Origin of the sequence: Paralimibaculum aggregatum, assembly GCF_030270585.1 — a bacterium.
In the GTDB taxonomy this organism is placed as follows: Bacteria; Pseudomonadota; Alphaproteobacteria; order Rhodobacterales; family Rhodobacteraceae; genus Thermohalobaculum; species Thermohalobaculum aggregatum.
Genome location: NZ_BSYI01000005.1, coordinates 81,451 through 105,619 on the forward strand (window position 1 = coordinate 81,451; position 24,169 = coordinate 105,619).

The 24,169-nt window shown below is 73.5% G+C and carries 15 protein-coding genes; 3 read left to right on the forward strand and 12 right to left on the reverse strand.

Translation table 11 applies throughout. The features are described from left to right. Positions 1–148: 148 nt before the first annotated feature. The 5 genes from QSJ97_RS04525 to QSJ97_RS04545 all read right to left on the reverse strand — a co-directional run bounded on the left by QSJ97_RS04525 (position 149) and on the right by QSJ97_RS04545 (position 6,025). A complete protein-coding gene (locus QSJ97_RS04525; protein WP_285670426.1) occupies positions 149–1,603 on the reverse strand; it encodes a Do family serine endopeptidase in 1,455 nt (484 codons plus the stop codon). A gap of 141 nt (positions 1,604–1,744) precedes the next feature. Continuing rightward, positions 1,745–2,959 (reverse strand): NAD(P)/FAD-dependent oxidoreductase, encoded by a 1,215-nt coding sequence (locus QSJ97_RS04530; protein ID WP_285670427.1) that lies wholly within the window; start codon positions 2,957–2,959, stop codon positions 1,745–1,747. Continuing rightward, complete coding sequence (locus tag QSJ97_RS04535) at positions 2,956–3,999, reverse strand: D-cysteine desulfhydrase family protein (RefSeq protein ID WP_285670428.1); 1,044 nt, start codon at positions 3,997–3,999, stop codon at positions 2,956–2,958. Before QSJ97_RS04535 ends, QSJ97_RS04530 begins: the two co-directional genes overlap by 4 nt. A 30-nt stretch (positions 4,000–4,029) precedes the next feature. Then, positions 4,030–4,773 carry a TSUP family transporter gene (locus QSJ97_RS04540; RefSeq protein ID WP_285670429.1) on the reverse strand — a complete coding sequence of 248 codons (744 nt, stop codon included), beginning with the start codon at positions 4,771–4,773 and terminating at the stop codon, positions 4,030–4,032. An 85-nt stretch (positions 4,774–4,858) separates the two neighbouring features. Beyond that, on the reverse strand, positions 4,859–6,025 hold the full coding sequence (locus QSJ97_RS04545) for a nucleotidyltransferase family protein (RefSeq protein ID WP_285670430.1): 1,167 nt from the start codon (positions 6,023–6,025) through the stop codon (positions 4,859–4,861). A 182-nt stretch (positions 6,026–6,207) separates the two neighbouring features. On the opposite strand from QSJ97_RS04545, the gene cobA reads away from it, so the two are divergent. After that, on the forward strand, positions 6,208–7,074 hold the full coding sequence (gene cobA / locus QSJ97_RS04550; protein ID WP_285670431.1) for a uroporphyrinogen-III C-methyltransferase: 867 nt from the start codon (positions 6,208–6,210) through the stop codon (positions 7,072–7,074). Between the two features lie 405 nt (positions 7,075–7,479). Here cobA and QSJ97_RS04555 read toward each other — a convergent pair whose 3' ends face one another. Then, entirely contained in the window at positions 7,480–7,845 is a 366-nt protein-coding gene (locus QSJ97_RS04555) for a hypothetical protein (RefSeq protein WP_285670432.1), read from the reverse strand. Beyond that, entirely contained in the window at positions 7,836–8,468 is a 633-nt protein-coding gene (locus QSJ97_RS04560) for a precorrin-8X methylmutase (RefSeq protein WP_285670433.1), read from the reverse strand. The genes QSJ97_RS04555 and QSJ97_RS04560 overlap by 10 nt, the downstream gene beginning before the upstream one ends. Before the next feature lie 188 nt (positions 8,469–8,656). On the opposite strand from QSJ97_RS04560, the gene QSJ97_RS04565 reads away from it, so the two are divergent. After that, positions 8,657–9,139, forward strand: coding sequence for a Fur family transcriptional regulator (locus tag QSJ97_RS04565; RefSeq protein WP_285670434.1), 483 nt, complete (start codon positions 8,657–8,659; stop codon positions 9,137–9,139). A 49-nt stretch (positions 9,140–9,188) separates the two neighbouring features. On the opposite strand, the gene clpS is transcribed toward QSJ97_RS04565, so the two are convergent. From clpS to QSJ97_RS04590, 5 genes are all read right to left on the reverse strand, one after another. Beyond that, entirely contained in the window at positions 9,189–9,494 is a 306-nt protein-coding gene (clpS, locus tag QSJ97_RS04570) for an ATP-dependent Clp protease adapter ClpS (RefSeq protein ID WP_285670435.1), read from the reverse strand. Between the two features lie 122 nt (positions 9,495–9,616). Next, positions 9,617–11,992 carry a caspase family protein gene (locus tag QSJ97_RS04575; protein WP_285670436.1) on the reverse strand — a complete coding sequence of 792 codons (2,376 nt, stop codon included), beginning with the start codon at positions 11,990–11,992 and terminating at the stop codon, positions 9,617–9,619. 40 nt (positions 11,993–12,032) lie between these two features. Then, positions 12,033–17,774: a DUF4214 domain-containing protein gene (locus QSJ97_RS04580; protein WP_285670437.1), complete on the reverse strand. Its 5,742-nt coding sequence runs from the start codon at positions 17,772–17,774 to the stop codon at positions 12,033–12,035. A 35-nt stretch (positions 17,775–17,809) separates the two neighbouring features. After that, positions 17,810–18,970: an autotransporter outer membrane beta-barrel domain-containing protein gene (locus QSJ97_RS04585; protein WP_285670438.1), complete on the reverse strand. Its 1,161-nt coding sequence runs from the start codon at positions 18,968–18,970 to the stop codon at positions 17,810–17,812. A 103-nt stretch (positions 18,971–19,073) separates the two neighbouring features. After that, positions 19,074–19,937, reverse strand: coding sequence for an MBL fold metallo-hydrolase (locus QSJ97_RS04590; protein WP_285670439.1), 864 nt, complete (start codon positions 19,935–19,937; stop codon positions 19,074–19,076). Between the two features lie 218 nt (positions 19,938–20,155). Here QSJ97_RS04590 and QSJ97_RS04595 point away from each other — a divergent pair, with 218 nt between their 5' ends. Continuing rightward, positions 20,156–23,314: a DUF4214 domain-containing protein gene (locus QSJ97_RS04595; RefSeq protein ID WP_285670440.1), complete on the forward strand. Its 3,159-nt coding sequence runs from the start codon at positions 20,156–20,158 to the stop codon at positions 23,312–23,314. Positions 23,315–24,169: the final 855 nt, after the last annotated feature.

The following is a 24,169-nucleotide window of genomic DNA, read 5'->3' on the forward strand; positions in this document are numbered from 1 at the left end:
GAGCCCGGCATCCGGTGCCGGTCGGTTGCCATGCAAAACCCATCTGCCCGGATACGGGGCAGACGGGCTCGGCGGCGCCGGTCACGGGGAAGATCGGCGCCGCCTGCCCTGCCGCGTGAGGGGGCGCGGCCGGGCATCCGGAGCGGCCTCAGCTCAGGCGGAGGCCGAGATAGAGCTGGCTGCCGCGGCGGTTCACCAGCAGCAGCCGGGTGTCGGTCTTGCCCTCGTCGAGCGCGTCGTCGAGCTCGCGCGGGCTGGAGACCGGCCGGCGGTCCACCTCGAGGATCACGTCGCCGACCTGCAGCCCGGAGCGGGCCGCCGCGCCGCGCGGCTGGATCGAGGTGACCACCACGCCGTCGACGCCGTCCCCGAGGCCGATGTTCTCGCGGGCATCCGGGGTCAGCCGGGCCAGCGTGGCGCCGAGCGCCTCGGAGGCGAGCCGGCCGCCGCGGTCGCTCCTGCCCTTGGAAACCGCGGCCTGGCGGTCATCCGCGAAGGCGCCGATGGTGACGCTCACGCTGCGCCGGTCGCCGTCGCGCAGCACCTCGATCTCGACCGCGGTGCCGGGCTCGGTGCGGCCCACCAGCTTCGGCAGGTCGCGGCTGGTCTGCACCGCCTCGCCGCCGAAGGAGAGGATCACGTCGCCGGTCTCCAGCGCGCCCTCGGAGGGCGCGTCGGGCAGCACGTTGGCGACCAGCGCGCCCATCGGCCGCTCCAGCCCCATCGCCTCGGCGATCTCCGGCGTCACCCGCTGGATCTGCACGCCGAGCCAGCCGCGATCGACCACGCCGTCGGATTTCAGGTCGGCGATCACGTCGCGCACGATGTTGGCCGCCACCGCGAAGCCGACGCCGACCGAGCCGCCATTGGGCGACAGGATCGCGGAGTTCACGCCGATCACCTCGCCCTTCATGTTGAACAGCGGCCCGCCCGAGTTGCCCCGGTTGATCGCGGCATCGGTCTGGATGAAATCGACATAGGGGCCGCGGCGGATGTCGCGCTGGGTGGCCGAGACGATGCCCTTGGTCACGGTGCCGCCGAGGCCGAACGGGTTGCCCACGGCAAAGACGTCCTCGCCGACGCGCACCGCGTCGCTGTCACCGAGCTTGACGAAGGGCAGCGCCTCGTCGGCCTCGATGCGCAGCAGCGCGAGGTCGGACTGCGGGTCGGTGCCGACCACCTCCGCCACGAAGTCGCCGAGCCCGGAGAAGCGCACGGTCACCTCGTCGGCATCCTCGACGACATGGTGGTTGGTGACGATCAGCCCGTCCGGGTCGAGCACGAAGCCCGAGCCGAGGCCCTGGCGCCGGCGCTCGCCGCCGAAGGGGTTGCCGTCCGGGCCAAACTCCCGGAAGAACTTCTCGAAGGGGCTGCGGCCGAAGCGCTCGAAGGGGTCGGGCATGCCGCGGCGCCCGCTGCGCTCGTCCGGCAGTTCGTCGGCGAGCACGGTGACGACGGCCGGGGAGACGCGCTCCACCATGTCGGCCAGCGCCTCGTCGGCGAGGGCGGCGGACGGGCTCCAGACCAGCGCCGCGGCGAGCCCGAGGCCCGCTGCCAGCGCCGGTCCGCGGCGCGCCGCCGGAGATGCGACGGAAAGTGTCATCTGGGGTCTCCTGTCTGTCCTGTGGCAAATGCCTCGGCCCCAGAGATGGCAGACCAGCCTGACCGGCGCCTGTCCGCCGGATTAAACTTCGTTAATGTTGTGCGTTTTTTCCGCGCCGTGGCCGCGCCGCGCCGCCGCGGCTCAGATCACCGCCCGCTCGCGCAGGGCGCGGCCCTCCAGCACCCGCTCGACGCCGAGGGGCGAGAGGTCGAGGCTGCGGAAGCCGCCATGCACCACCAGCTCCGCCACGCCGCGCCCCATGGCGGGCGACTGCTGCAGCCCGTGCCCGGAGAAGCCGCAGAGATGGATCAGCCCCGGCCGCTCCGGGTCGCGCCCGATGATCGCGTTCTGGTCGAGCGTGTTGTAGTCGTAATGCCCGACCCAGGAGGCGCCCACGCGCAGCCGCTCGAAGGCGGGGATGCGGGCGGCGATGGCCGGCCAGGCGCGGTCCTCGAAGGGGTCGGCCCAGGCGAAATCCTCCGGGTCGGCGGCGGGGTCGGCGCCCTCCGGCCCGTAGCCGCACATGAACTGCGCGCCATCCGAGCGGACATGCACCCCCGAGGGGTCGATCACCAGCGGCAGCTGCTCCGGCGCCGGGCGCTCGGCCTCGAAGACCACGGTGTAGCGCCGGCGCGGCTCGATCGGCAGGCGGCGCCCGGCCATCGCGGCGATCCGCGGCGAGCGGGTGCCGGCGGCGTTCACCACCTGCCCCGCCGCGACCGCGGTGCCCGAGGCGAGGCGGAGCCCGGTGATCCGCCGCCCGTCCTCCAGCAGCCCGGCGACCTCGGCGGCGACGAACTCGGCCCCGAGATCGCGCGCCTTGCGGCGGAACCAGTCGAACATCGTGCCGCCGTCGAAATAGCCCTCGTCGCCCGGGTTGTGGCTGGCCAGCAGGATGTCGTCGGTCACCATCCAGGGGAAGCGCTCGGCCAGCTCGGCGCGGTCGTAGAGCCGGGCGCCGACGCCGCAAGCCGCCTGCACCGCATGGGCCGCGCGCAGCGCCTCGGCCCGGGCCTCGGTGGCGGCGAGGTAGAGATAGCCGAAGCCGTCCATGTCGAGCCTCGGCGCGCGCGGGTCGCCGATCCGGGCGGGAAAGTCGCGGATGAAGGCGAGCCCGGCCTGCGAGATGCGGATGTTGATCTCGGTGGAGAACTGCTGGCGGATGCAGCTGTTGGTGTGGCTGGTCGCGGCATGGGCATAGCTCGGGTCGCGCTCGACCACCAGCACGCGGCCCCTGAAGCCGGGATCGGAGACGATGTGCCAGGCGGTGGAGGCGCCCATGATGCCGCCGCCGATGATCGCGACGTCATAGGCGGGGTGGGCGGGTTCGGCAGCCCAGCCGGCAGGCACGGTCACGGCGCGGTCTCCGCGATGCGGGCGATCTCCGGGGCATAGGCGAAGAGGCCCGGGGTGCCGCCGGTATGCAGGAAGATCACGGTGGTCTCCGGGCTGGAGGTGCCGGCGAGGTTGATCGCCCCGGCCAGGGTCTTGGCGGTGTAGACCGGGTCGGTGAGCATCCCCTCCTGCCGCGCCGCGAGCGCGATGGCGCGCTCGGTGGGCAGGTTGAGCCGCCCGTAGCCGGGGGCGAGGAACCGGTCGGTCAGGCGGATGTCGCCCTCCGCCACCGGGTTGTCGATCTCGAGCAGCGCGGCGATCTCGGCGCAGCGGGCGGCGAGCCGCGGCGCCTGTGCCACCGCCGGCCGCCGCACGCAGACCCCGGTGACCGGGATGGCGCGGCCGAGCGCGCGCAGGCCGGTCAGCAGCCCGGCATGGGTCGCGCCGCTGCCCGAGGCGACCGCGACATGCGGCGCGGCGATGCCGGCGGCGTCGATCTGCGCCGCCAGCTCGCGCGCCGCGCGGACATAGCCGAGCGCGCCGAGCGGGGCATGGCCGGGGCCGAGGGGGATCACGTAGGGCCGCCTGCCCTCGGCCCGCAGCCCCTCGGCGATGGCGTTGAGCGCGGCATCGGCGCCGGCCTCGTCCTCGCCCTCGGGATAGCTGTGCACGGTCGCCCCGAGCAGGCGCTGCAGCAGCATGTTGCCGGAGCCGCGATAGGTCGCGTCGGCATCGGGCACCCGCTCCTCGGCCTGGATGTGGCAGCCGAGGCCCAGCTTGGCCGCGATCGCCGCGGTCAGCCGGCAGTAGTTGGACTGCACGGCGCCGGTGATCAGCACCGTGTCGGCGCCCTCGGCCAGCGCCGCGCCGAAATAGAACTCGAGCTGGCGCACCTTGTTGCCGCCCATGGCGATGGGCAGCAGATCGTCGCGCTTGGCCCAGAGGCGGCCGCCGGCGGCGGCGGAGAGGCGGGGCAGCGGCTCGAGCGGGCTCGGCGGGCCGGAGAGATCGGCGCGGGGGCGGCGGTCGAGCGTGCCGAGGGGATCGGGGGCGATGGTCATGCCTTCACTCTGCCGCATCTCGCCGGAGCCTCAAGCGGAAAAGCTGCGGATGCCGGCGAACAGCAGGCTGGCGGCGATCACCGCGATCCCGGCGAAGACCGCGCGGCGGAACAGCCGCTCCCGCACATGCGGCGCCAGCCAGCGGCCGACCAGGGTGCCGAAGAGGGTCGCCGGCGCCAGGGTCAGCGCGGTCGCCGCCGCCTCGGCGAGCCCGGCGCTGCTGACCGCCCCGGCGCCCCATTGCGCGAGGATGATCGGCGGGTGGATCCACACGAAATAGACGAGGATGGTGGCGCGGATCTCGGTCTTGGCCGCGCCGCTGGCGGCCAGCGCGATGGCGGTGGCCGGCCCCGGCATGGTCAGCGCGCCGCCGAGGATGCCGGAGAGCAGCCCGTGGCGCCAGCCGATCCGGTGCCCGTCGGCCCGCGGCGGGCGCAGCATCGCCGGCAGCAGCGCCAGCAGCACCGCGCCGGCGGCGAGCTTCAGCGTGGTGACCTCGGCCATGGCCAGCAGCCCCGCGCCGAGCGGCAGGCCGGCGCAGCTGCCGATGGTGAAGGCGCGCACCGAGGCCGGGTTGGCGGCGCGCCAGAGCCCCGGCGCGAGCACCAGCGCGATCTGGAAGCTCAGCAGCGCGCTCACCGAGAAGGCCGAGGCGCTGTCGCTGGCCAGCAGGATCACCGGCCCGGCGATCAGCGCGAAGCCGATCCCGGTCACCGCCTGCAGCATCGCCGCCAGGGCGACGACGACCTGCAGCGCGATGTCCAACCATGTCATCCGGGCGGTCCTCCTCGGGAACGGGGCCGACAACCGAGCACATCCGCCGGCCGCCCGATAGGGCCAGCTTTGCCCGGCGCGAGGGTCAGGGCGCGCCCTCGTCCGGCCAGGGCAGCACGGTGAGCTCGGGCCAGAGCGCCGCCTGGCGCGCCGCCTTGGCGCGGTGGGTCGGCCCGTTCGGCGCCACCGGGTTGGGCGCGAGCCGCATGGCGAAGATATCGGCGAGGCCGAAGGGCGCGTGGATGTCGAGCTTTCCGTCCGGCTCGAGGCGCAGCCCGATGCAATGCGCCCGGCTGGCATAGCGCGCGATGCCCGCCTCCACCGAGCCGAGCGGCGGGCACGGATGGCCGAAGCGCCGGGCATACCAGAGATGCACGCGGGCCTGGTTGCGCACCTCCACCGGCGGCGTCTCCGGGAACAGCGCGCGGGCGCGGGCGATGGCGGCGTCCTCGGCCTCCCAGCGCGTGTCCGGGTCGAAATAGGCAAGGTCGATGTCGCGCACGCCGTGCAGGTCGGGCCGCCCGGTGAGATGGTTCCAGACCTGGTTGTAGACCGCGCCGCTGACGATCCGCCACTGCGGCAGCGCGAGCCGGCGGCCGGCCTCCAGCGCCGCGGCGAGGCCGGGGCTGGCGGCGACGACATCCGAGAGCGCCGCGGCGAGCCCGGCCTCGGTGGCGCCGGCATGGGCGGCGGCGCCGGGCGCGGCGCCGGGCGCGCGGGCGAAGCTGATGCTGGTGGGGCGGTCGAAGCCGGGATGCGCGGTGCGCCCGGTCTCGGCGAAGCCGAGCGCGCGGAACGCGGCATGGGCCTCGGTGAGCTCGACCCGCGATTGCAGGGTGAGCCGCGCGAGCCCGCGGCCGCGGGCCTCGGCCGCCGCCGCCTCGATCAGCCTGCGCGCGAGCCCCTGCCCGCGGGCCTGCCGCGCCACCGCGATCTTCGAGAGGCAGAACGCCGTGCCGCGCGGCTCGGCGGCGAGGCAGGCCAGCGGCGTGCCGGCGGTCTCGGCCACCAGCACCGTCCCCCGCGCCGCCATCTCCCCGAGCCCGGCGGCGGTGAGCCGCGCCAGCGACGAGGGCGGGTCGATCCGCCCCTCCATATAGGCGAAGGCGCCGCGCAGCAGCGCCAGCACCGCAGGCGCGGCCCGGTCGTCCGGCGCCAGCCTGCGCAGCCGGGCGATGCCGCCTGCCGCATCGCCCGGCGTATCGCCTGCCGCCTCGCTCGGTGTTCCGCCCGTTTGCCGCCCTGCCGCCATGTCTGCCTCCCCGCCTGCCTCCCCGCCCGTCTCCCCGCCTGTCTCCGTGGCCGCCTCCGCGCCGGCAGCACGGCCCCGGCAGCGGCGGGCCATGCGTGCCGGGCCAAATTCACCGCCGCCCCGCCGACACCACCCCGCCAAGGATGGCTGACATATGCCGCACTGCGGTATAGATTGCCATCATGACCGACATGCCCCCGCTCCCCCATCTCGATGCCGGCTGGCCGGAATTCCCGGCCGGCTCGGTCTGGCTCGTCGGCGCCGGGCCCGGCGATCCGGGGCTGATGACGCTGCACGGGCTCAACGCGCTGCGCCAGGCCGAGGTGATCGTCTATGACGCGCTGGTCGACCGGCGCATCCTCGACTGGCGCGGCGCCGGGGTGGCGCTGGAATATGCCGGCAAGCGCGGCGGGCGGCCCTCGCCGCAGCAGCGGGCGATCTCGCTGCGGCTGATCGAGCTGGCGCGCGAGGGCAGGCGGGTGCTCAGGCTCAAGGGGGGCGATCCCTTCGTCTTCGGCCGCGGCGGCGAGGAGAGCCTCGCGCTGGTGCGCGCCGGCGTGCCGATCCGCATCACGCCGGGGATCAGCGCCGGGATCGGCGGGCTCGCCTATGCCGGCATCCCGGTCACCCATCGCGGCGTCAACCAGGTGGTGAGCTTCGTCACCGGCCACGACGCCACCGGCGCGGTGCCGAGCGCGGTGGACTGGGCGGCGCTGGCGCAGGGCTCGCCGGTGATCGTGCTCTACATGGCGATGAAGCATCTCGCCGGCATCGCGGCGCAGCTGATCGCGGCGGGGCGCGACCCGGCGGAGCCGGTGGCGATCGTCACCGAGGCCACCCTGCCCGGCCAGCGCCGGCTCGAGACCACCCTCGCCCGCGCCGCCGAGGAGGCCGAGGCGGCCGGGCTGGTGCCGCCCTCGATCATCTGCATCGGCCGGGTGGCGCTGCTCGCCCGCGCGCTCGACTGGATGGCCCAGGCCCGCGGCGAGCCCCCGCGCGAAACCGATCCGCTGGGCGAGCTGGCGGCGACGCTGCGCGGCGGCGGCTGAGCCGGCGGCCCCGGCCCCGGCCCAAGGCCGGCGGCCGCGGCCGATCATCACCCCGAGCGCCTCGCCGGGATCGCCGGAGACGGTCGCCGCCAACGCCTGACCGGCGGCTCCCGGAGCGTGGCCCGCGGCGAGCCCCCGCGCGCGGCCGATCCGCTGGGCGAGCTGGCGGCGACGCTGCGCGGCGGCGGCTGAACCGGCGGCCCCGGCCCCGGCCCCGGCCCCGGCTCAGGGCCAGCGGCCGCGGCCGATCATCACCCCGAGCGCCTCGCCGGGATCGCCGGAGAAGGTCGCCGCCACCGCCTGCCCGGGCAGCGCCCGGAGCGCGGCGAGCCCTCGCGCGAGACCGATCCGCCGGGCGGGCCGGCGGCGATGCTGCGCGGCGGCGGCCGAGCCGGCGGCCCCGGCTCAGGGCCAGCGGCCGCGGCCGATCATCACCTCGAGCGCCTCGCCGGGATCGCCGGAGAAGGTCGCCACCACCGCCTGCCCGGGCAGCTCCCAGAGCGTGGCGCGCGACCAGTCCGCCGGCAGCGCGCCGGGCGGCAGGTCGGGCTCCCGGGTGCGCACCAGCTCGAAGGCGGCGGGGCCGAGCGCCACCGTCACCGCCTGCACCACCGAGCGATAGCGCGACATCGCCAGATGCCAGAGCGCGCCGTCGCCGCCGCCGGCGGCCTCGAAGACGATCGCGCTCTCGGCGCCGCGGTCGGTGAGGAAGGCGGCGACGGCTGGCCGCACCGCCCGGTCGGAGACGATGGCGCCGGCGGTCAGCTGCATGTCGCCTCCCGGCTCGCGCCCGGGGCCGGCGCGGCCAGCGCGGTCAGCGCCGCGACACCGAGCTCCGCCCCGCCGCGCCGGCCCCTGAGGGTGAGGAAGTCGAGCCCGCCCTGCCCCGCGGCCAGCGCCGCCTTGGCCTCGGCCGCCCCCGCGAGCCCGGCCGGAAAGGCCAGCAGCGCCGCCGGGCGGGGGCCGCCGGCCGCCACCGCGTCGAGCAGGCGGAACAGCGCATCCGGCGCCGCCGTGAGCAGCAGCACCGCGCCGGCAGTCTCCGCGGGCCAGACCGCGCCCCGCGCCGCCGGCAGCCGCCGCAGCCGTTCGCCGCCGGCCAGCCCGGCCGCGGCCAGCCCGGCCTCGGCCATCGGGCAATCGCACCAGACCGGCGCGCCGGCGGCCAGCGCCGCGCCGGCGGCATCTGCAAGCCCGGGGCTCCAGGCAAGGCGGTTCGGCAGATCGGTCATGCCGGAAACCTGAACCAGACGGATGGCAAGATCATGGAGATCCTGTGGCAGATGGTCGAGCCGCACCTCGGCCGCGAGGATCGCCTGGGCCCGGGCCGCGAGCCGCGCCGGGTCGCGCGCCGGGCCGCTGCCGCGATCCGCAGGAGGGTCTGGACGGCGCATCTCGGTTCCTCTTGCGGGTGCGGCTCGGGGCCCTGGCGGCAGCCCGCCGGGCAATCTGCAACCAGCGGTAGCAAGACCGCCGCGCCCAGACAAGCCGCGCCGGTGCCGCCGGGGGGGCCGCCTTGCCGCCTGCCCGGGGGCGGGATAGCTTGGCATCCTGGGCCGCAGCAAGGGAGGCCGCGCTGGCCGTGCAACCCGACATATTCGCCCGTCACGACCACGGCGACTGCGTCCGCCGGACGCTGGAGACCGTCGAGGCGGACTGCACCGCGCGCGGGCTGCGGCTGACGGCGCTGCGCCGGCGGGTGCTGGAGATCCTGCTCGAGGCGCACCGGGCGCTCGGCGCCTATGACGTGCTGGCGCGGCTCGCCGAGGAGGGCTACGGCTCGCAGCCGCCGGTGGCCTACCGGGCGCTCGACTTCCTCGTGGCGCATGGCTTCGCGCACAAGCTGCAGCGGCTCAACGCCTTCGTCGCCTGCGCCCATCCCGGCGAGCGCCACCGCCCCGCCTTCCTGATCTGCCGCACCTGCCTCGCGGTGCAGGAGGCGCATCTCGACATGCCGAGCGAGGGCATCGCCGGGGCCGCCGAGGCGGTCGGCTTCACGGTCGAGCGGGTGGTGGTGGAGGCGGAGGGGCTCTGCCCGGAATGCCAGGCGGCCGAGCGCGCCTGAGGGCGGCTGCTCCGGGGGGCTGCTCCGGGGGCTGCCCCTCCGGGGCGGGCTATTCCTCCGGCTCGGTCGAGAAGCGCAGCGGATAGCCGTGGTGGCGGCCGGCATCGGTGGCCTCGGTCGCCTTGGTCTCGGCGACGTCGCGGGTATAGACGGCGACCACGCAGACCCCGCGCATATGGGCGGTGAGCATCACCCGCTCGGCCTCCGCCTCGCCCATGCGGAACACCCCGCGCAGCACCGAGACGACGAAGTCGCGCGGCGTGTAGTCGTCGTTGAGCAGGATGACCTTGTACAGCTTCGGGCGCTCGACGCGCGGCTTTGCCTTCGCCGTGGGGGTGACCACGATCTCGCTCATCGCTCCGACCTTTTCCGCTCGCTTGCCGTCCGGGCACGCCGGGCGCAACGCGCCCTGCACCGGCGCGCGGAGTATAGCGGATCGCGCGGCGGCGGGCGAGTCCCCCGGCGAGACGGTTGCGCCTAGCGGGCGAGCGCGAAATCCGCCCCCAGCACCACGCCGACCGGGGTCACCGGCACGCGCTGCGAGAAGTCGCCGCGCGGCCCCTGCTGCTCGGAGATCCGCGCGTTGAGCTCGCCGGCCAGCTCCGGCGCCCGGGCCTCGACATAGGCCTTGAGCTCCGCCGCGGTCAGGCTGCCGTCGCGCGGCGCGAGATCGGCCCTGAGCCCGCCGCCGCCGGAGCGCATGCCCTCGAGGAACACATAGGTCAGCAGCCCGTGCCCGAGGCTCTGGTATTCCGGCGCGAGCTGGTCGGCCCGGGTGGCGGCGATCACGGTCACGCCGGTGCGGTTCTTCAGCTCCTGCAGCGCGCGGCGCTGGCCATAGCTCTCGAAGGAGCCGAGCACCGCGCCGGACTGGCAGGCATCCACCACCAGCAGCACCCGCTGCGCCGGGATGCCGGTGAGCGCATCGGCGAGCGCCCGGCCGGAGATGCCGAGGCGGCGGACCTCGCCGTCGTTCTTCAGGTCGCTCAGCTCGCGCGGCAGGAAATACCATTCCGCGCCCACGGTGCGGGCATGGCCGGCGAGGAAGATCACCGCGACATCGCTGGCCTGGGTGCTGGCGAGCCGGCCGAGGGCGTCGTCGATGCCCTTGCGGCTGGCCTTCTTGTCGAGCAGCAGCTCGGCATCCACGCCGGCGAAGATCGCGCCGCCGCGGCGGGCGAGCTGGTCCGCCACCGCCTTGGCATCGGCCACCGCATAGTTGAGCCGGAGCGCGCGGCCGGCATAGCGGTCGATCCCCACCGAGGTGATGCGCAGGCTCTGCGCGGCGCCGGAGCGCGGGGTCTCGACGACCTCCTCCACCGGCACGCTGTCGATGTCCTCCCAGCCGCGGGCCACCGCCACCAGCCGGTTCTCGCCGGGCAGTGCCGCCACGGTGGCGGTCACGCTGCGGGTGCGGCCGCTGCTGCCGCCGTCGCGGATCGCGGCATCGGGCACGCGCTTGCCGTTGTGATAGAGCCGGATCTCCGAGATCTCGCGGGCGCTGCCCGATTCCGCCTCGATCTCCAGCACGATGGGCTGGCCGGCGGCACCGGGCTCGGAAACCACATCCATCGCCACCACCGGCGGCGGGAACATGCGCTGCGAGACCGCCTCGCGCGCCGGAGTCAGGAACTCGGCCCGCGCGGTGAGGTGCTTGACCAGCAGCCCCGGCTCGAAATAGCGCGCCGAGAGGTTCTCCACCGGCAGCCGCAGCTTGCCGGCGCGCCAGGCGATGTCCTGCAGCGCGCCGGCATCGCCGTCGAAGCGGCCGCGCTCGTCCACCGCGCCCCAGCCGTTGCGCGTGACGAAGAGGCTGAGGAGCGGCCGCGCGGACTGCGGATCGACCAGGTGGATCGCGTCGTTGGGGCCGGCCACCACCACGCGCTGCAGGCCGGCCGAGGCGACCACGCCGAGGCCGGTCACGCCGCCCTCCCAGTCGCTGCGGACCTCGGCGGCGGCGCGGCCCTGCCCGTCCCAGAACCTGACCTCGCCGTCCTCGTCGGCGCTGGCGATGCGGTTGCCGAGCCCGACGATGCCGGTGATCTCGTCGTCATGCCCGTCCCAGGTCAGCAGCACCTTGGCGCTGGAGGCGTCGATGAAGGCGAGCTCGCCATCCTCGGTGCCGGCGGCGAAGAGCGGGCCGACCACATGCACCAGCGCGGTGATCTCGTCGCCGGACGTGCCGGCGACCGCGCCGACCCAGCCGGTCTCGGAGATCACCCGGATCTCGCCGTCCTCGTCGCCGACCAGCGCGAAATCCCCGGCCGGGTCGGTGGCGATGGCGGTGACCGCCTCGCCGGTCGCCGGCACCCCGGCGCGGCGCTCGAGGCTGACCGCGTCGAAGATCTCCACCGCGCCGCTGGCCATGCCGACATAGGCCGAGCTGCGCGAGACCGCGACCGCGCTGGCCCGGCCCGAGAGCCGCAGCGCCTGGCCCGGCGCCGTGCCCCAGCGCTCCGCCGCGACCACGCCGCCATCGCTGCGCAGCACGATCACCGGGCGCCCGGCGCCGCCGATCGCCACCGCCTCGAAGCCGCTGCCGCGGCCGCCGAGCACCTGCGTGCCCTCGACGAGATCGAACACCCGCAGCCGCCCGTCCGGCGTCACCACCGCGAGATGCGAGCCGTCCGGCGCCACCGCCATCGCCTTCGGCGGGTCGTCATAGGCGTTGCGCACCTCGAGCGTCGGGCGCAGCGCCTGGCCGATCTGGCTGCGCAGCGCCCGCTCGATGCCGCGGCCGGCCGAGCGCATGACGTCGATGGTCTGCGCCGCCGCGGGCACCGGCGCGAGCTGCAGCGCCGCCGCGGCGGCGACGCCGAGTGCCAGGGCCCGGAGCTGTCTCGTCATGGCCATCGGTCTCTCCCTGAGGTGTTTCGCGGTGCCGGGCGGCGGCTCAGACCACCACCCAGAACCCGTCATCGGTGTCGTCGGCGGTGAGCTCGATGTTCTCCTCGCTCTCGGAGAAGGCAAGCAGCATCTCCGCCCGGGTCGCGCCATCGGCGAAGGCGGCTTCCCAGAAGGTCTCGCCGTCCTCGTCGGCGGCGCGGCCGAACAGGTTGAGATAGAGCGCGTCGACGAAATCCTCAGTGCTCGGGGCCTCGCCGCCGAAATCCGCCGCGAACTCGTCGCTCTCGACGAAGGCCTCGGCGATGTCGTCGAGCGCGGTGCCGGCCTCGCGCTGGCCGTCCCAGAAGCGCAGGCCGGTCTCGTCGGCGGTGCGCCCGAAGGCGGCGCCGTAGAGCCGGTGCACCGAGGCGGCCTCGGGCGCGAGGTCGAACAGCCAGGCGCCGTCGTCCACCAGCACGCGTTCGACCCCGTCGAGCGTCTCGCCCTGCCCCTCCGGCCCGGCGACGGTGATCGTGCCGCCGGCGCCGAGCGAGAGATCGAGCGCCGCCCGCGGCAGCGCGTAGACCACCGTGTCGAAGCCCGGGCCGGCATCCAGCGCGCCGCCATTGGCAAAGCCCTGATGGGTCTCCGGCGCGAGGCCGGCGAAGACCGCGATGCCGGGCAGCCCGCCGCCGAGCTTGAGTGCGCCATAGGTGTCGAACTCGAAGCTCGAATCGGGGCCCATCACGATGTCCGTCACCTCGCCGTCCGGGAAGGTGAGGATGAAGCTGTCGCCGAATTCCATCGCGGCGATCTCGGTGAAGCTGTCGGGCCCGGAGGAGGCCAGCGAGCGGTCGGAGATCGTCGAGCTCACGGTGATGCCGAGATCCTCGAAGGCGGTGACCACCGCCTCCGCCGCCTCGTCGGCCTCGATGAAGAAGCTCTCGTCGACATCGATCGGCGTGATGTCGAGCACCGTGTCGCCGACGCCCTCGATGGTCGCGGTGATCTCGGCGAGGCCGCCCCAGTCGTCGAGCCCGCCATCGACGTCGCGCGCCGGATCGACGGCATCGAGCAGGAACTCCATCTCGATCTCGGGGATCTCGAACTGGTCCTGGATCTCGAAGGCGCCGAGATCCACCTGCACCGCACCGAGGCTGTCGTTGAGCCCGACGATGTCGATGTCGCGGGCGAAGCCGGTGCCGCGGGCATCGGTGGTCTCGCTCGGGAGGAGGATCGTCGCGTCCACCGCCGGGTTGTCGGCCGCGGCGCGCAGGGCGACGGTCTGCACCGCCCCGCCATTGCTGGCGAGCAGCCCCGCGGTGGTGCCGTTGACGGTGCCGACGCTGGCGAACACGTCCGCCTCGCTGATGCCGCTGTCGAGCACCATGTCGAAGCGCAGCAGCTCGTCGCCGATGATGTTGTCGCCCTCGGAGAAGACGATGTCGGTGAACACGGTGTCCGCAACATTGCCGAGGATGATGGTGGAGATCAGGTCGATGAAGCTCACCGCGCTGTCGCCGTCGATGATCTCGCCGTCGAGCGCTTCGTTGCCGGTGACGGTGACGTTCTGCAGCAGCATCTCGCCGACGAAGGTCGGCCGGTCGCTGTCGCCGACATAGACCGCGCCGCCGGCCAGCCCGGCCCGGTTGCCGTGCAGCGTGACGTTGACCAGCGAGCCGCCCTCGGCCCAGACCCCGCCGCCATTGGTGCCGGCCTCGTTGTCGGCGATGGTGCTGTTGGTGATGGTGGCGCTGAGCACGTCGAGCCCGCCGCCGTCCAGTGCGGCGCTGTTGCCGGAGATCGTCGCGCCGTCGATCACCGCGCCCTGGCCGTCGATGCCGTCGGCGATGGCGCCGCCGAAGGTGCCGGCGCTGTTGCCGGTGAGCGTGGTGCCGGAGATCGTGGTGACCCCGCCATTGTTGAAGATGCCGCCGCCGATGTTCGGCGTGCTGTTGCCGGAGACCGTGCCGCCGGTGATGTCGACCGCGCCGAGCGCCGCGATGCCGCCGCCATGCGCGCTGTCGCCGGAGGTGACGTTGTCGGCGATCGTCACGTCGAGCAGCACCGCATCGCCGTGCACGCAGATCCCCGCGCCCTCGCTCGAGACCCCGGTGGTGGTGTTGCGGCTGACGCTGCCGCCGGTGATCGAGAGCCCGGCCTCGGCGGCGAGCCCGGCGCCCTTGGCGATGTCGCCGGTGGTCGCGTTGTCCACGACATCGGTGTCCACCAGCGTCATGTCGCCGAAGGAGAACAGGCCGGCGCCGAAGGCGTCGTCGCCGGCGGTGGAGTTGCCCGCGATCAGGCTGTCGGTGACCTCGAGCGCGCCGATGGCGAAGACGCCGGCGCCGTCGGCCTCGTCGCCCTCGGTGCGGTTGCCGGCGATGGCGGCGTTGTCGAGCACCAGATCGCCGGCGGCAAAGACGCCGGCGCCGTTCTCGTCGAAGCCGCCGGTGAAGCCGTCGGCGATGGTGATGTTGGCGAGGGTGAGCGTGACATCCTCGGCCGAGGTCGACATCACCCGCGTCGAGCCGCCGCCGGAGACGGTGATGTCGCGCAGCCCGTCGCCGTCGCTGTCGCCGTCGATGGTGCCGTCGGCCGAGATCACCAGCTCGCCGAGCGCCTCGTCGAGCGCGATGGTGCCGCCGGCCAGCGCCGCGTCGAAGCGGATCACGCCGCCGCCCTCGCTCGCATTGAGCGCCGCGATGGCCTCGCGCAGCGTGGTGCCGCCGCCGGCATCCATGTTGTCGTCGAGCGTGGTGACGAGGAACGGGTCGCCCGCCAGCGCGGTGTCGCGGATCGAGCCGATGGCCTCGCCGTCGGTGATCTCGGCATCGCCGGAGACCAGCTCGAGCACCAGGCGGAAGGTCTCCGGATCGGGCACCTCGGGGGAGATCTCGTCCTGGTTCACGGTGACCTCGACGACCACCTCCTCGATCTCGGCATCGCTCGCCGGGATGGTGAACTCGAAATCCTCGAGCGCGACGAAATCGACGATGAACTCCTGCGTGCCGGGCACCAGCGAGCTCAGCGCGCTGAGCGAGCCGTCGTCGAGCCCGTCCTCGGTGCTGGCGCGGAGCACGATGTCCTCGCTGCTCGGCCCGGTGCGGGTCACCACGAACTCCACCACCGAGGTGCCGCCGATCACCGGCGCCTCGAACACCAGGTCGTCGGCCACCGAGATCTCCGGCCGGTCGCCCGGCACCGCGCCGATCTCGACGCCGAAATTCGGCTCGGCATCGGTGTTGTCGGAGAAGAACCCGTCATTCGCCGAGAGGATCAGGAAGCCCGCGCCCTCCGGGATCTCGATGGTCAGCGGTGCGTCGCCGGCCGGGATCAGGAAGTCCTCGGGGATGTCGGTCGGCAGCCCGCCGGGATCGGTGGCGAGCGAGATCACGTCCTCGCCGGCATCGATGGCGCCGGGCACCCGGGCGAGCAGCGTCTGGTCCTCGAGCACCACCCCGTCGGAGGAGAAGACGCCGAGCAGGTCGAACGGCGCCTCCGGCTCGCCGGGGCCGAAGGAAAAATCGCCGACGGCGTTCAGCGCGAGGCTGTCGCCGGGGCCGAAGCCGAGCGCGGCGAGATCCACCACCGTCGGCGCCGCGGCCTCGTCGAATTCCGGATCGACGCGCAGATAGGTGCCGTTGACCGCGGCCAGCGCGAAGTCCTGGTCGTCGTCGATGATCGTCGCGGTGGCGAAGATCGGGGTCTCCGGGTCGTTGCCCACGGTGCCGGCGGTGACCGTGACATCGAGGGTGAAGGTCTCGTCGCCCTCGTTCTCGTCGTCGTCCTCGATGGCGACGACGACCTCGACCGTTTCCACCGCGGCATCGCTCGCCGGGATCGTGATCAGCTCGGCGATGTTGACGTAGTCGAACGGCACCGACTGCCCGACCACGCCGCCATCGGCGGTGCCGTCGGTGGTGGTGACGTCGAGGGTGATGTCCTCCTCCGAGCTGCCGGCGCGCAGGATGGTGAAGGTGGCGGTGCCGGCCGCCTCGTCGACCGCGATGTCGGCCACCGAGATCACCGGGTCGCCGAGCACCGGCGCGAGCGTGACGGTCACCGTGGTCTCGAAGGCGGCGCCGAGCTGGTCGGCGACGGTGATGTCGTAGGCCTGCACCACCGGCAGATCGAGCGCCGCGATGTCCGCCTCGGGGGCGGTGAAGGTCCAGGCGAGGCTGCGCGCGCCGAGATCGTCGGTCAGCACCGCATCGTCCAGCACGAAGCTGCCGAGGAAGCCCTCGCCGGCCGGCGTCGCGGTGATCGTGTGGGTGTCGATCAGATCGTCGAGGAACAGGATGTCGCCGGTGTCGCTGAAGACCGGATCGACCGCGTTCGGCACCGTGCCGGCGAGGTCGGAGCCCTCGAGCAGCGCCGGCGTGTCGTTGGCGCCGGTGAGGCTGATGGTGACCCCGGCATTGGCGGAGGCGCCGCCGGCATCGGTGACCGTGACGGTGAACACCGCCGGCAGGATCTCGCCCTCGGCGAGGAAGTCGAGATCGGCATCGGTGCCGGAGAAGCTCCAGTCGACGCTGCGGATCGTCGGGTCGCCGCCCTGCACCACCGGGCCGAGCGAGAAATTGTCCGCCAGCGAGGGCACCGCGGAGACGAAGCCGACCGTGAAGCTGTCGTCGGTGTCGGCGTCGCTGAAGAAGATCGTGCCGCTCGCGCTGACCGGCGCGAGGTCCTCCTCCGGGTCGCCCTCGGGCAGCTCGGCGGCGGCGCCGGTCAGCTCGCTGGTGGCGAGGATCACCGGCGTGCTGTTGCCGCCGATCACCGTGACGGTGACGGTGGCGGTGTCGGTCAGCACGCCGTCGGAGACGGTGTAGGAGAAGGTCTCGAAGGCCGCCTCGCCATCGGCAAGATCGGCGAAATCCTCGGCCGTGGCGGTGTAGACCAGCGTGTCGGCGGCGTCGTCGAAGGTGACGGTGCCGCGCATCGGCTGGCTGGCGATGGCGGTGATGTCGATGGCGCCGGCATCCGGGTCGGCCGGGTCGAACACGAAGCTGGTGTCGTTGGCCAGCAGCAGCGCATGCAGGTTGGCAGTGCTGGCGCCGGCATCGACCGGGCCGGCGCTGTCGTCGAGCGCGACGGGCGGGCGGGCCAGGAAGGCATCCACCGTGAAGGTCTCGCCGCCGACGAACTCGATCAGGTCGAAATCGAGGAAGCGGCCGAGCGCCACGCTCTCGCCGCGCAGGAAGAGCTCGAAATCGCCGCCCGGATCGGCGAGATCCGCCGGCAGGCCGAGCACGTCGTCGGGGTCGATCGGCAGCGCCGCGGTGCCGAGGCGCAGCGTCTCCGTGCCGGCCGCGCTGCCGGCCGCGGTGTCGCGCTGGCCGTCGAAGCGGGCGAGCTCCAGCCAGGCCGCGTCGAGCGTGATGCCGGTGACCGAGAGCGTGTCCTCGCCCATGAAGATCAGCCGGTCGATCGGGCGCGGATCGTCCGGGTCGGCCGGCGGCGCGAAGAGCTCGTCGATGCCGATGTCGGGGTCGGTGATGTTGTAGAGCTCCTGCCCGCGCGCCACCGTGCCGTTGCCCTGCACCGTGCCGGCATAGACCGAGATGCTGCCGATCGCGCCGCCGAGCGGGATCGTGCCGTTGCCGCCGGTGAAGCCGCCGGGCGCGGCCGCCGCGAACTCGTAGACCAGCGCGCCCACCGGCGTGCCGTCGCCCAGCGTCAGCCCGCTGACCGTGGCGCTCACGCGGTAGATGTCGCGCGTGACCGAGAGCTCGCTGTCGAACAGCACGAGGTTGTCCGGATCGTTGGGCGGCACGAAGCCCGAGTTCAAGACATTGATCTGAGCCATGTCGATATCCCTTCTTCAGCGTCCGCCGATGCGGCTCAGAAATTGATGCGCAGCCCCGCGACCAGCGACTGCTCGGAAATGTCCTCGCGCGAGAGCACGTGCTCGTAGGTGACGTCGAGGCTCACGCTGTCGGTCAGCCGCGCCACCGCGCCGAGGCTGAGGGTGACATCCGTGCGGTCGTCGGAGCCCTCCGGAAAGCCCGGCAGCACCGCGGTCTCGTTGCGGATCACGTCGATGTTGCCCTCGGCGCGGGCGAAGAACTCGACGATGCCCTCGAAATCGGTTTCCGGCTGATACCGGACCTCGCCGGCGAGGGAAAGCTGGCCGAGCGCCACCGTGCGCCCGTCGATGCGCGTGGTGCCCTGGGTGAAGGCGTCCTGCTCCTCGCGCGAGTAGCGGAAGCCCGCCTTGCCGAGGATGGTCAGCCCGTCGACCTCGACGATGCCGTCCGGCAGGTAGCCGGTGGCATTGACGAAGGCGAAGAAGCGGTTGCCGTTGAAATCGCCCTGCGAGCGGACCTCGTCGATGGTGCTGGTGCGGCTGTAGCCGATCCGGGCATAGCCGAGGCCGGCATCGACGATGGCATGCTCGCCCACCGTCTTGCCGACATAGGGCGAGACCACCAGCCCGTCGCCGAGCAGCCGGCCGCTGCCGAAGGTGGTGTCGAGGTCGGAGCGCTCGTAGCCGATGGCGAGGCCCGCCACCAGGCCGAGATCGGGCAGCGTGTAGTCCATGCCGGTGAGCGGGTTGTAGAGCTCGCCGTCGAATTCGAGCCCGGCGGTGTCGTTCTCGAGGAAGGTGACGCCGCCATTGACCCAGGCGGCGATGCTGCCGCCGCCGAAGCTGCCCTGCGCGGCGCGCCGCCGGCCGGCGCCGCCGGCGCTGTCGTCGGAGGTGCTGCTGCGCTGGCGCAGCTCGTACTCGACCTGGGTGGAGATCGTGGTGCTGATCCGGACCGTGGCGGAGCGCGTGGTCTCGGAGGTCGCCTCCTCGATCTGGATGTCCTCCTCCTCGGCGACGCCGGCCGCCTCGAAATCCGGCGGCTGGATGCCGGGGCCCGGCCCGGGCACGATCTGCGCCATCGCCGAGGGCGCCGCCAGCAGCAGGCCAAGACCGATTACCCAAGTGGAAAAGCCCGGCAGGGGAGCGGCCTGGCCGCCGATCCTGATGCCGCGGCGCCGAGACGAACAGCCCATGTCCACCACCATTCTTTTATGTAACTGCGGTTTCCTTACCTTAGATCAGGCGGTTCCGAATTGCGAACATTTCAGACGGCGGCGCCGGGCCGCGGCAGGGGGCTCAGAGCCGGTTGATCGGAACCTTGAGATAGACCGTGCCGTTGTCCTCCGCCTCGGGCATGTGCCCGGCGCGCATGTTGACCTGGATCGAGGGCACGATCAGCTTCGGCATGCCGAGCGTCGCGTCGCGGGCGGTGCGGGTGGCGACGAAATCCTCCCGCGTGTGCCCGGCGCCGACATGCACGTTTGCCGCCTTCTGCGCGCCCACCGTGCTCTCCCAGGCATAGGTCTCGCGGCCCGGCGCCTTGTAGTCGTGCCCGACGAAGATCCGCGTCTCGTCCGGCAGGCTCAGGATCTTCTGGATCGAATCCCACAGCGCATCGGCCGAGCCGCCGGGGAAATCGCAGCGCGCGGTGCCGAAATCCGGCATGAAGAGCGTGTCGCCCACGAAGGCCGCGTCGCCGATCACATAGGTCAGGCAGGCCGGGGTGTGGCCCGGCGTGTGCAGCACCTGCGCGCCGAGCGCGCCGATCGCGAATCGGTCCTGCTCGCGGAACAGCGCGTCGAACTGGCTGCCGTCGCGGGCGAATTCGGTGCCGGCGTTGAACACCTTGCCGAAGACCTCCTGCACCTCGCGGATATGCGCGCCGATGCCGATCCGCCCGCCCAGCCTTTCCTGCAGCCAGGGCGCGGCGGAGAGGTGGTCGGCATGGACATGGGTCTCGAGGATCCACTCGACCCGCAGATCCTGCCCGGTCACATGCGCGGCGATCCGCTCGGCGCCCGTGGTGCCGGTGCGGCCCGCGGCCTGGTCATAGTCGAGCACCGAATCGATGATCGCGCAGGCCGGCCCGCCCGGCTCGCGCACCACATAGGAGATCGTGTTGGTCGCCTCGTCGAAGAAGGCCGTGACTTCAGGGCTCATCGCATCCTCCAGCCGTTGACATGCCGGCGGCATTCTACACCGCAGCCGCGGAGTTTCGAGTCCCCTCCCGGGCATGTGACCGCAATGCATCATCCGCGCTCGAATCCCGGCGCGAAATCTTGTAGTAACCCGAAGAATCAAGCATTATACAACTTGTGGGTGTGCGTACTGGGCGGAAACTTGCGTCGTCTCAGGAGCACAGTGGGGGGAATACGAACTTGGCAGCGCCGAGCGATCTCGAGCAGCTCATTCTCGAGCTGATCAACCGCGCGCGCTTCGATCCGGAGGCCGAGGCCGCCCGGGTCGGGGTTGCGCTCAACTCCGGGTTGTCATCCGGAACCATTTCCGACGACCCGAAGCAGCCGCTGGCCTTCAACCCGGTGCTGATCGATGCGGCACGCGGCCACAGCGCCTGGATGCTCGATGCCGACGAGTTCTCGCATACCGGCGCCGGCGGCACCTCCTCGCACGACCGGATGACGGCGGCGGGCTACAGCTTCTCCGGCAGCTGGGGCTCGGGCGAGAACATCGCCTGGCGCGGCTCCACCGGCGTGATGACCGATGCGCGCCGGCTCACCAACGCCTATGCGCTGCACGACCAGCTCTTCGAGAGCGCCGGCCACCGCAAGAACATCATGAATGCCGGCTTCGAGGAGATCGGCCTCGGCGAGGATACCGGCGCCTTCACCAACAGCGACGGGCGGACCTACAACGCCTCGATGCTGACCGAGAACTTCGCCTATTCGAGCGCCGGGCCGTTCCTCTCGGGGGTGGTGTTCGACGATGCCGACGGCGACATGTTCTATGCGCCCGGCGAGGGCAGCGGCGGCATCGGCATCTCGGCCGGCGGCGCCAGCACCGCGACCTGGGGCAGCGGCGGCTACAGCCTCGCGGTCGGCCCCGGCAGCACCACGGTCAGCGTCAGCGGGCTCGGCGGCACCAAGACCCTGACCGCCGCCATCGGCAGCCAGAACGCCAAGATCGACATCGTCGACGGCGACACGGTGATGACCACGGTCGGCGTCGCGCTGGTCGCCGGGCTCGCCGATGTGGTGCATCTCGGGCTGTTCGGCGGCGCCTCGGCGGGCGACGCGCAGGCCAACGCGATGACCGGCGCCGGCGGCGACGACGCCTTCGACGGCGGCGCCGGCAACGACACGCTCTCCGGCGGCGCGGGCGACGACAGCCTGACCGGCGGCGCCGGCGACGACACGCTGCGCGGCGGCACGGGCGACGACCGGGCGATCTTCGCCGGCGACAGCGGCGCCTACAGCCTGGCCGAGGTCGCCGGCGGGCTGGAGGTCACGGGAGCGGGCACCGATTTCGTCGCCGACGACATCGAGTGGCTGGTGTTCGACAACGCCGCCTTCTCCTTCGACGAGGCGCGCGATCTCGCCGCCGCGCCGCCGCCGCCCGAGCCGGAACCCGAGCCCGAGCCCGAGCCGACCCCGGAGCCCGAGCCGACCCCCGAGCCCGAACCGGAGCCCGAACCGGAGCCCGAGCCCGAGCCGGAGCCGGAGAACCGCGCGCCCACCGGGCTCGACCTCGCCGGCACCCCGGAGGTCTCCGAGGGCGCCGCCGCGGGCACCGTGGTGGCCGAGCTGGCGGCCGCCGATCCCGATGCCGGCGACAGCCACAGCTTCCGCCTGCTGCCGGGCGATGCCGACAATGCGCGGTTCGAGATCGTCGGCAACGTGCTGCGCCTCGCGCCCGGGGCCGGGCTCGACTACGAGACCGAGACCAGCCTCGAGGCGGTGATCGAGATCCGCGATGCCGGCGGGCTGACGGCGGTGGACCGCCTCGCGGTCGATGTGGCGAATGTCGCGATCAGCGATATCCGCCTCGCCTCGGGCGGCAGCGTCGCCGAGAACGCCGGGGCCGGCACCGAGGTCGCGGTCTTCGAGGCGCTGGAGACCGCGGTCGAGACCGCCGCCAGCTTCACGCTGACCGGCAGCGCCGGCGGGCGCTTCGTGCTCGACGGCGCGGTGCTGCGCGTTGCCGCCGGCGCCTCGCTGGATTTCGAGAGCGCCGAGAGCCACCGGGTGACGATCCGCGCCACCGACGGCACCGGCCCGGCCCGCAGCGAGAGCTACGTGATCGCGGTCGAGGACGTGGCGGAGCCGGACCCGGAGCCGGAGCCCGAGCCGGAGCCCCTGCCCCCCGAACCCGAGCCGGAGCCGACGCCCGAGCCGGAACCCGAGCCGCAGCCGGAACCCGAGCCGGAGCCGACGCCCGAGCCCGAGCCGGAACTTGAGCCCGAGCCCGAGCCCGAGCCGGAGCCGGAACCCCAGCCGCAGCCGGAACCCGAGCCGGACCCGGAGCCGGCCGAGGGCTCGGTCGCGCTCGACGATCTGCCGGCGCTGATCGAGGCCACCCTGCCCGAGGATCTCGCGCCCGGCGCCGGGGTCGCCCAGCTGCCGCAGGTCGCGGGCCTCGACTACCGGCTGGCGCTCGGCGCCGCGCATCCCTCGGCGGGGGTCTTCGCGCTGCAGGACGGCCGCCTGGTGCTCGCCGAGGGCGCCCGGCTCGACTACGAGGCCTATCCGGTCCACCAGGTGCCGCTCACGCTGGTCGATGCGGCGGGGCGCGCCGTCGGCGGCCTCACCGTGGCGGTGGTCCTGACCGACACCCCCGGCACCACCCGCAGCGGCACCGATGGCGCCGACAGCCTCGCCGCCGGGCTCGAGGGCGACCTGCTGCTGGGCGCGGCCGGCGACGACAGCCTCGCCGGCGGCGCCGGGCGCGACAGCCTCGACGGCGGCGCCGGCGACGACCTGCTGATCGCCAGCCCGCTGCCCGACCTGCTCGACGGCGGCGCCGGCTTCGACACCGCGCGCTATGCCGGCGCCCGCGCCGACCATGCGCCGGCGCTGGCCGAGGACGGCACGATCGCGGTCGCCGGCCCCGACGGGCGCACCGACCGGCTGCAGGGCATCGAGCGGCTCGACCTCGCCGACGGCGACTTCCTCTTCGGCATCGAGAGCGCCAATCTCGGCTATGCCTACCGGCTCTATGCCGCCACCTTCCAGCGCACCCCGGACGCGCCGGGGCTGCTGCACTGGGTCGCCGCGCTCGACGACGGGCTCGACCGGCTCGAGCTCGCCGAGGCCTTCGCCGACAGCGCCGAGTTCGGCGCGCTCTACGGCGCGGATCTCGACGATGCCGGCTATGTCCGCCAGCTCTATGCCAACGTGCTGGAGCGCGAGCCCGACGGCACCGGCGAGCGCTTCTGGGTCGACAAGCTGGCCGGCGGCCTGGCCGGGCGCGCCGAGATGCTCGCCTATTTCACCGAGAGCCCGGAGAACCTCGAGCGCACGGCGCCGGACATCGACGACGGCGTCTGGGTGCTCGACACCGAGGACGGCTTCGCCTTCTGAGGCCGCCCCCGCCCTGCCCGGCCCCGGCCCCGGCCCGCGCCGATCCGGACGGGCGGGGCCGGACCGTCAGGCCGCCGCCACCGGCGCGGCAGCCATCGCGCGGCAACGCGACACCATCGGGCCGGCAAGCGAATCCGCCGAGCCCGCGCAGCCACGTACCCGACGCATCCCGCGCGCTGCCCCGGCGTATCCCGCGCGCCGCCCCGGCGCAATCCGCGTGCCGCGCCGGCGCATCCCGCGTGCCGCCCCGGCGCAATCCGCGTGCCACGCCGGCGCAAGCCGCGCGCCGCACCGGCGCATTCTGCGCGCCGCCCCGGCGCAATCCGCGTGCCGCCCCCGGCGCAGTCCGCGCGCCGCGCCGACGCAATCCACACGCCGCGCCGACGCAATCCACACGCCGCGCCGGCGCAGTCCGCGCGCCGCCCCGGCGCATCCCGAGTGCCGCACCGGCGCAGTCCGCGCGCCGCGCCGGCGCATTCCGCGCGCCGCACCGGCGCATCCCGAGTGCCACACCGGCGCAATCCGCGTGCTGCGCCGGCGCAAGCCGCGACCTCGGCCCAATGGCCTGCCGCGCGCCCCGAGCGCGCAGTGCACTCCCGATCCGGACGCGGGAGCGACGAACCGCAATTCCATATCGGCCGAGATGCGCTGCAAGCCCCCCGTGCCGAGACCTTACCCTGCCCGCCCACCACACCGCGCCCTCCGATGAACCCTCCCCCCCGGTTGCGGCCAGGCGGCCAGACAGGCCGCGCGGGGTGCCCTGCGCCTATGAACGGCGCGCGATCCCGGTGCATCCCGGTCATCCGACACGGCCGATCTGGCGGCCCGCGCCGGCTCGCGCCGACCCGCGGAGGA

What these genes read in the sequence shown, in the direction of transcription:
- QSJ97_RS04525 (WP_285670426.1), bottom strand. Translation starts at nt 1,603, where the DNA reads ATGACACTTTCCGTCGCATCTCCGGCGGCGCGCCGCGGACCGGCGCTG.
- QSJ97_RS04535 (WP_285670428.1), bottom strand. Translation starts at nt 3,999, where the DNA reads ATGACCATCGCCCCCGATCCCCTCGGCACGCTCGACCGCCGCCCCCGC.
- QSJ97_RS04540 (WP_285670429.1), bottom strand. Translation starts at nt 4,773, where the DNA reads ATGACATGGTTGGACATCGCGCTGCAGGTCGTCGTCGCCCTGGCGGCG.
- QSJ97_RS04545 (WP_285670430.1), bottom strand. Translation starts at nt 6,025, where the DNA reads ATGGCGGCAGGGCGGCAAACGGGCGGAACACCGAGCGAGGCGGCAGGC.
- cobA (WP_285670431.1), top strand. Translation starts at nt 6,208, where the DNA reads ATGACCGACATGCCCCCGCTCCCCCATCTCGATGCCGGCTGGCCGGAA.
- QSJ97_RS04555 (WP_285670432.1), bottom strand. Translation starts at nt 7,845, where the DNA reads ATGCAGCTGACCGCCGGCGCCATCGTCTCCGACCGGGCGGTGCGGCCA.
- QSJ97_RS04560 (WP_285670433.1), bottom strand. Translation starts at nt 8,468, where the DNA reads ATGCGCCGTCCAGACCCTCCTGCGGATCGCGGCAGCGGCCCGGCGCGC.
- clpS (WP_285670435.1), bottom strand. Translation starts at nt 9,494, where the DNA reads ATGAGCGAGATCGTGGTCACCCCCACGGCGAAGGCAAAGCCGCGCGTC.
- QSJ97_RS04575 (WP_285670436.1), bottom strand. Translation starts at nt 11,992, where the DNA reads ATGGCCATGACGAGACAGCTCCGGGCCCTGGCACTCGGCGTCGCCGCC.
- QSJ97_RS04580 (WP_285670437.1), bottom strand. Translation starts at nt 17,774, where the DNA reads ATGGCTCAGATCAATGTCTTGAACTCGGGCTTCGTGCCGCCCAACGAT.
- QSJ97_RS04585 (WP_285670438.1), bottom strand. Translation starts at nt 18,970, where the DNA reads ATGGGCTGTTCGTCTCGGCGCCGCGGCATCAGGATCGGCGGCCAGGCC.
- QSJ97_RS04590 (WP_285670439.1), bottom strand. Translation starts at nt 19,937, where the DNA reads ATGAGCCCTGAAGTCACGGCCTTCTTCGACGAGGCGACCAACACGATC.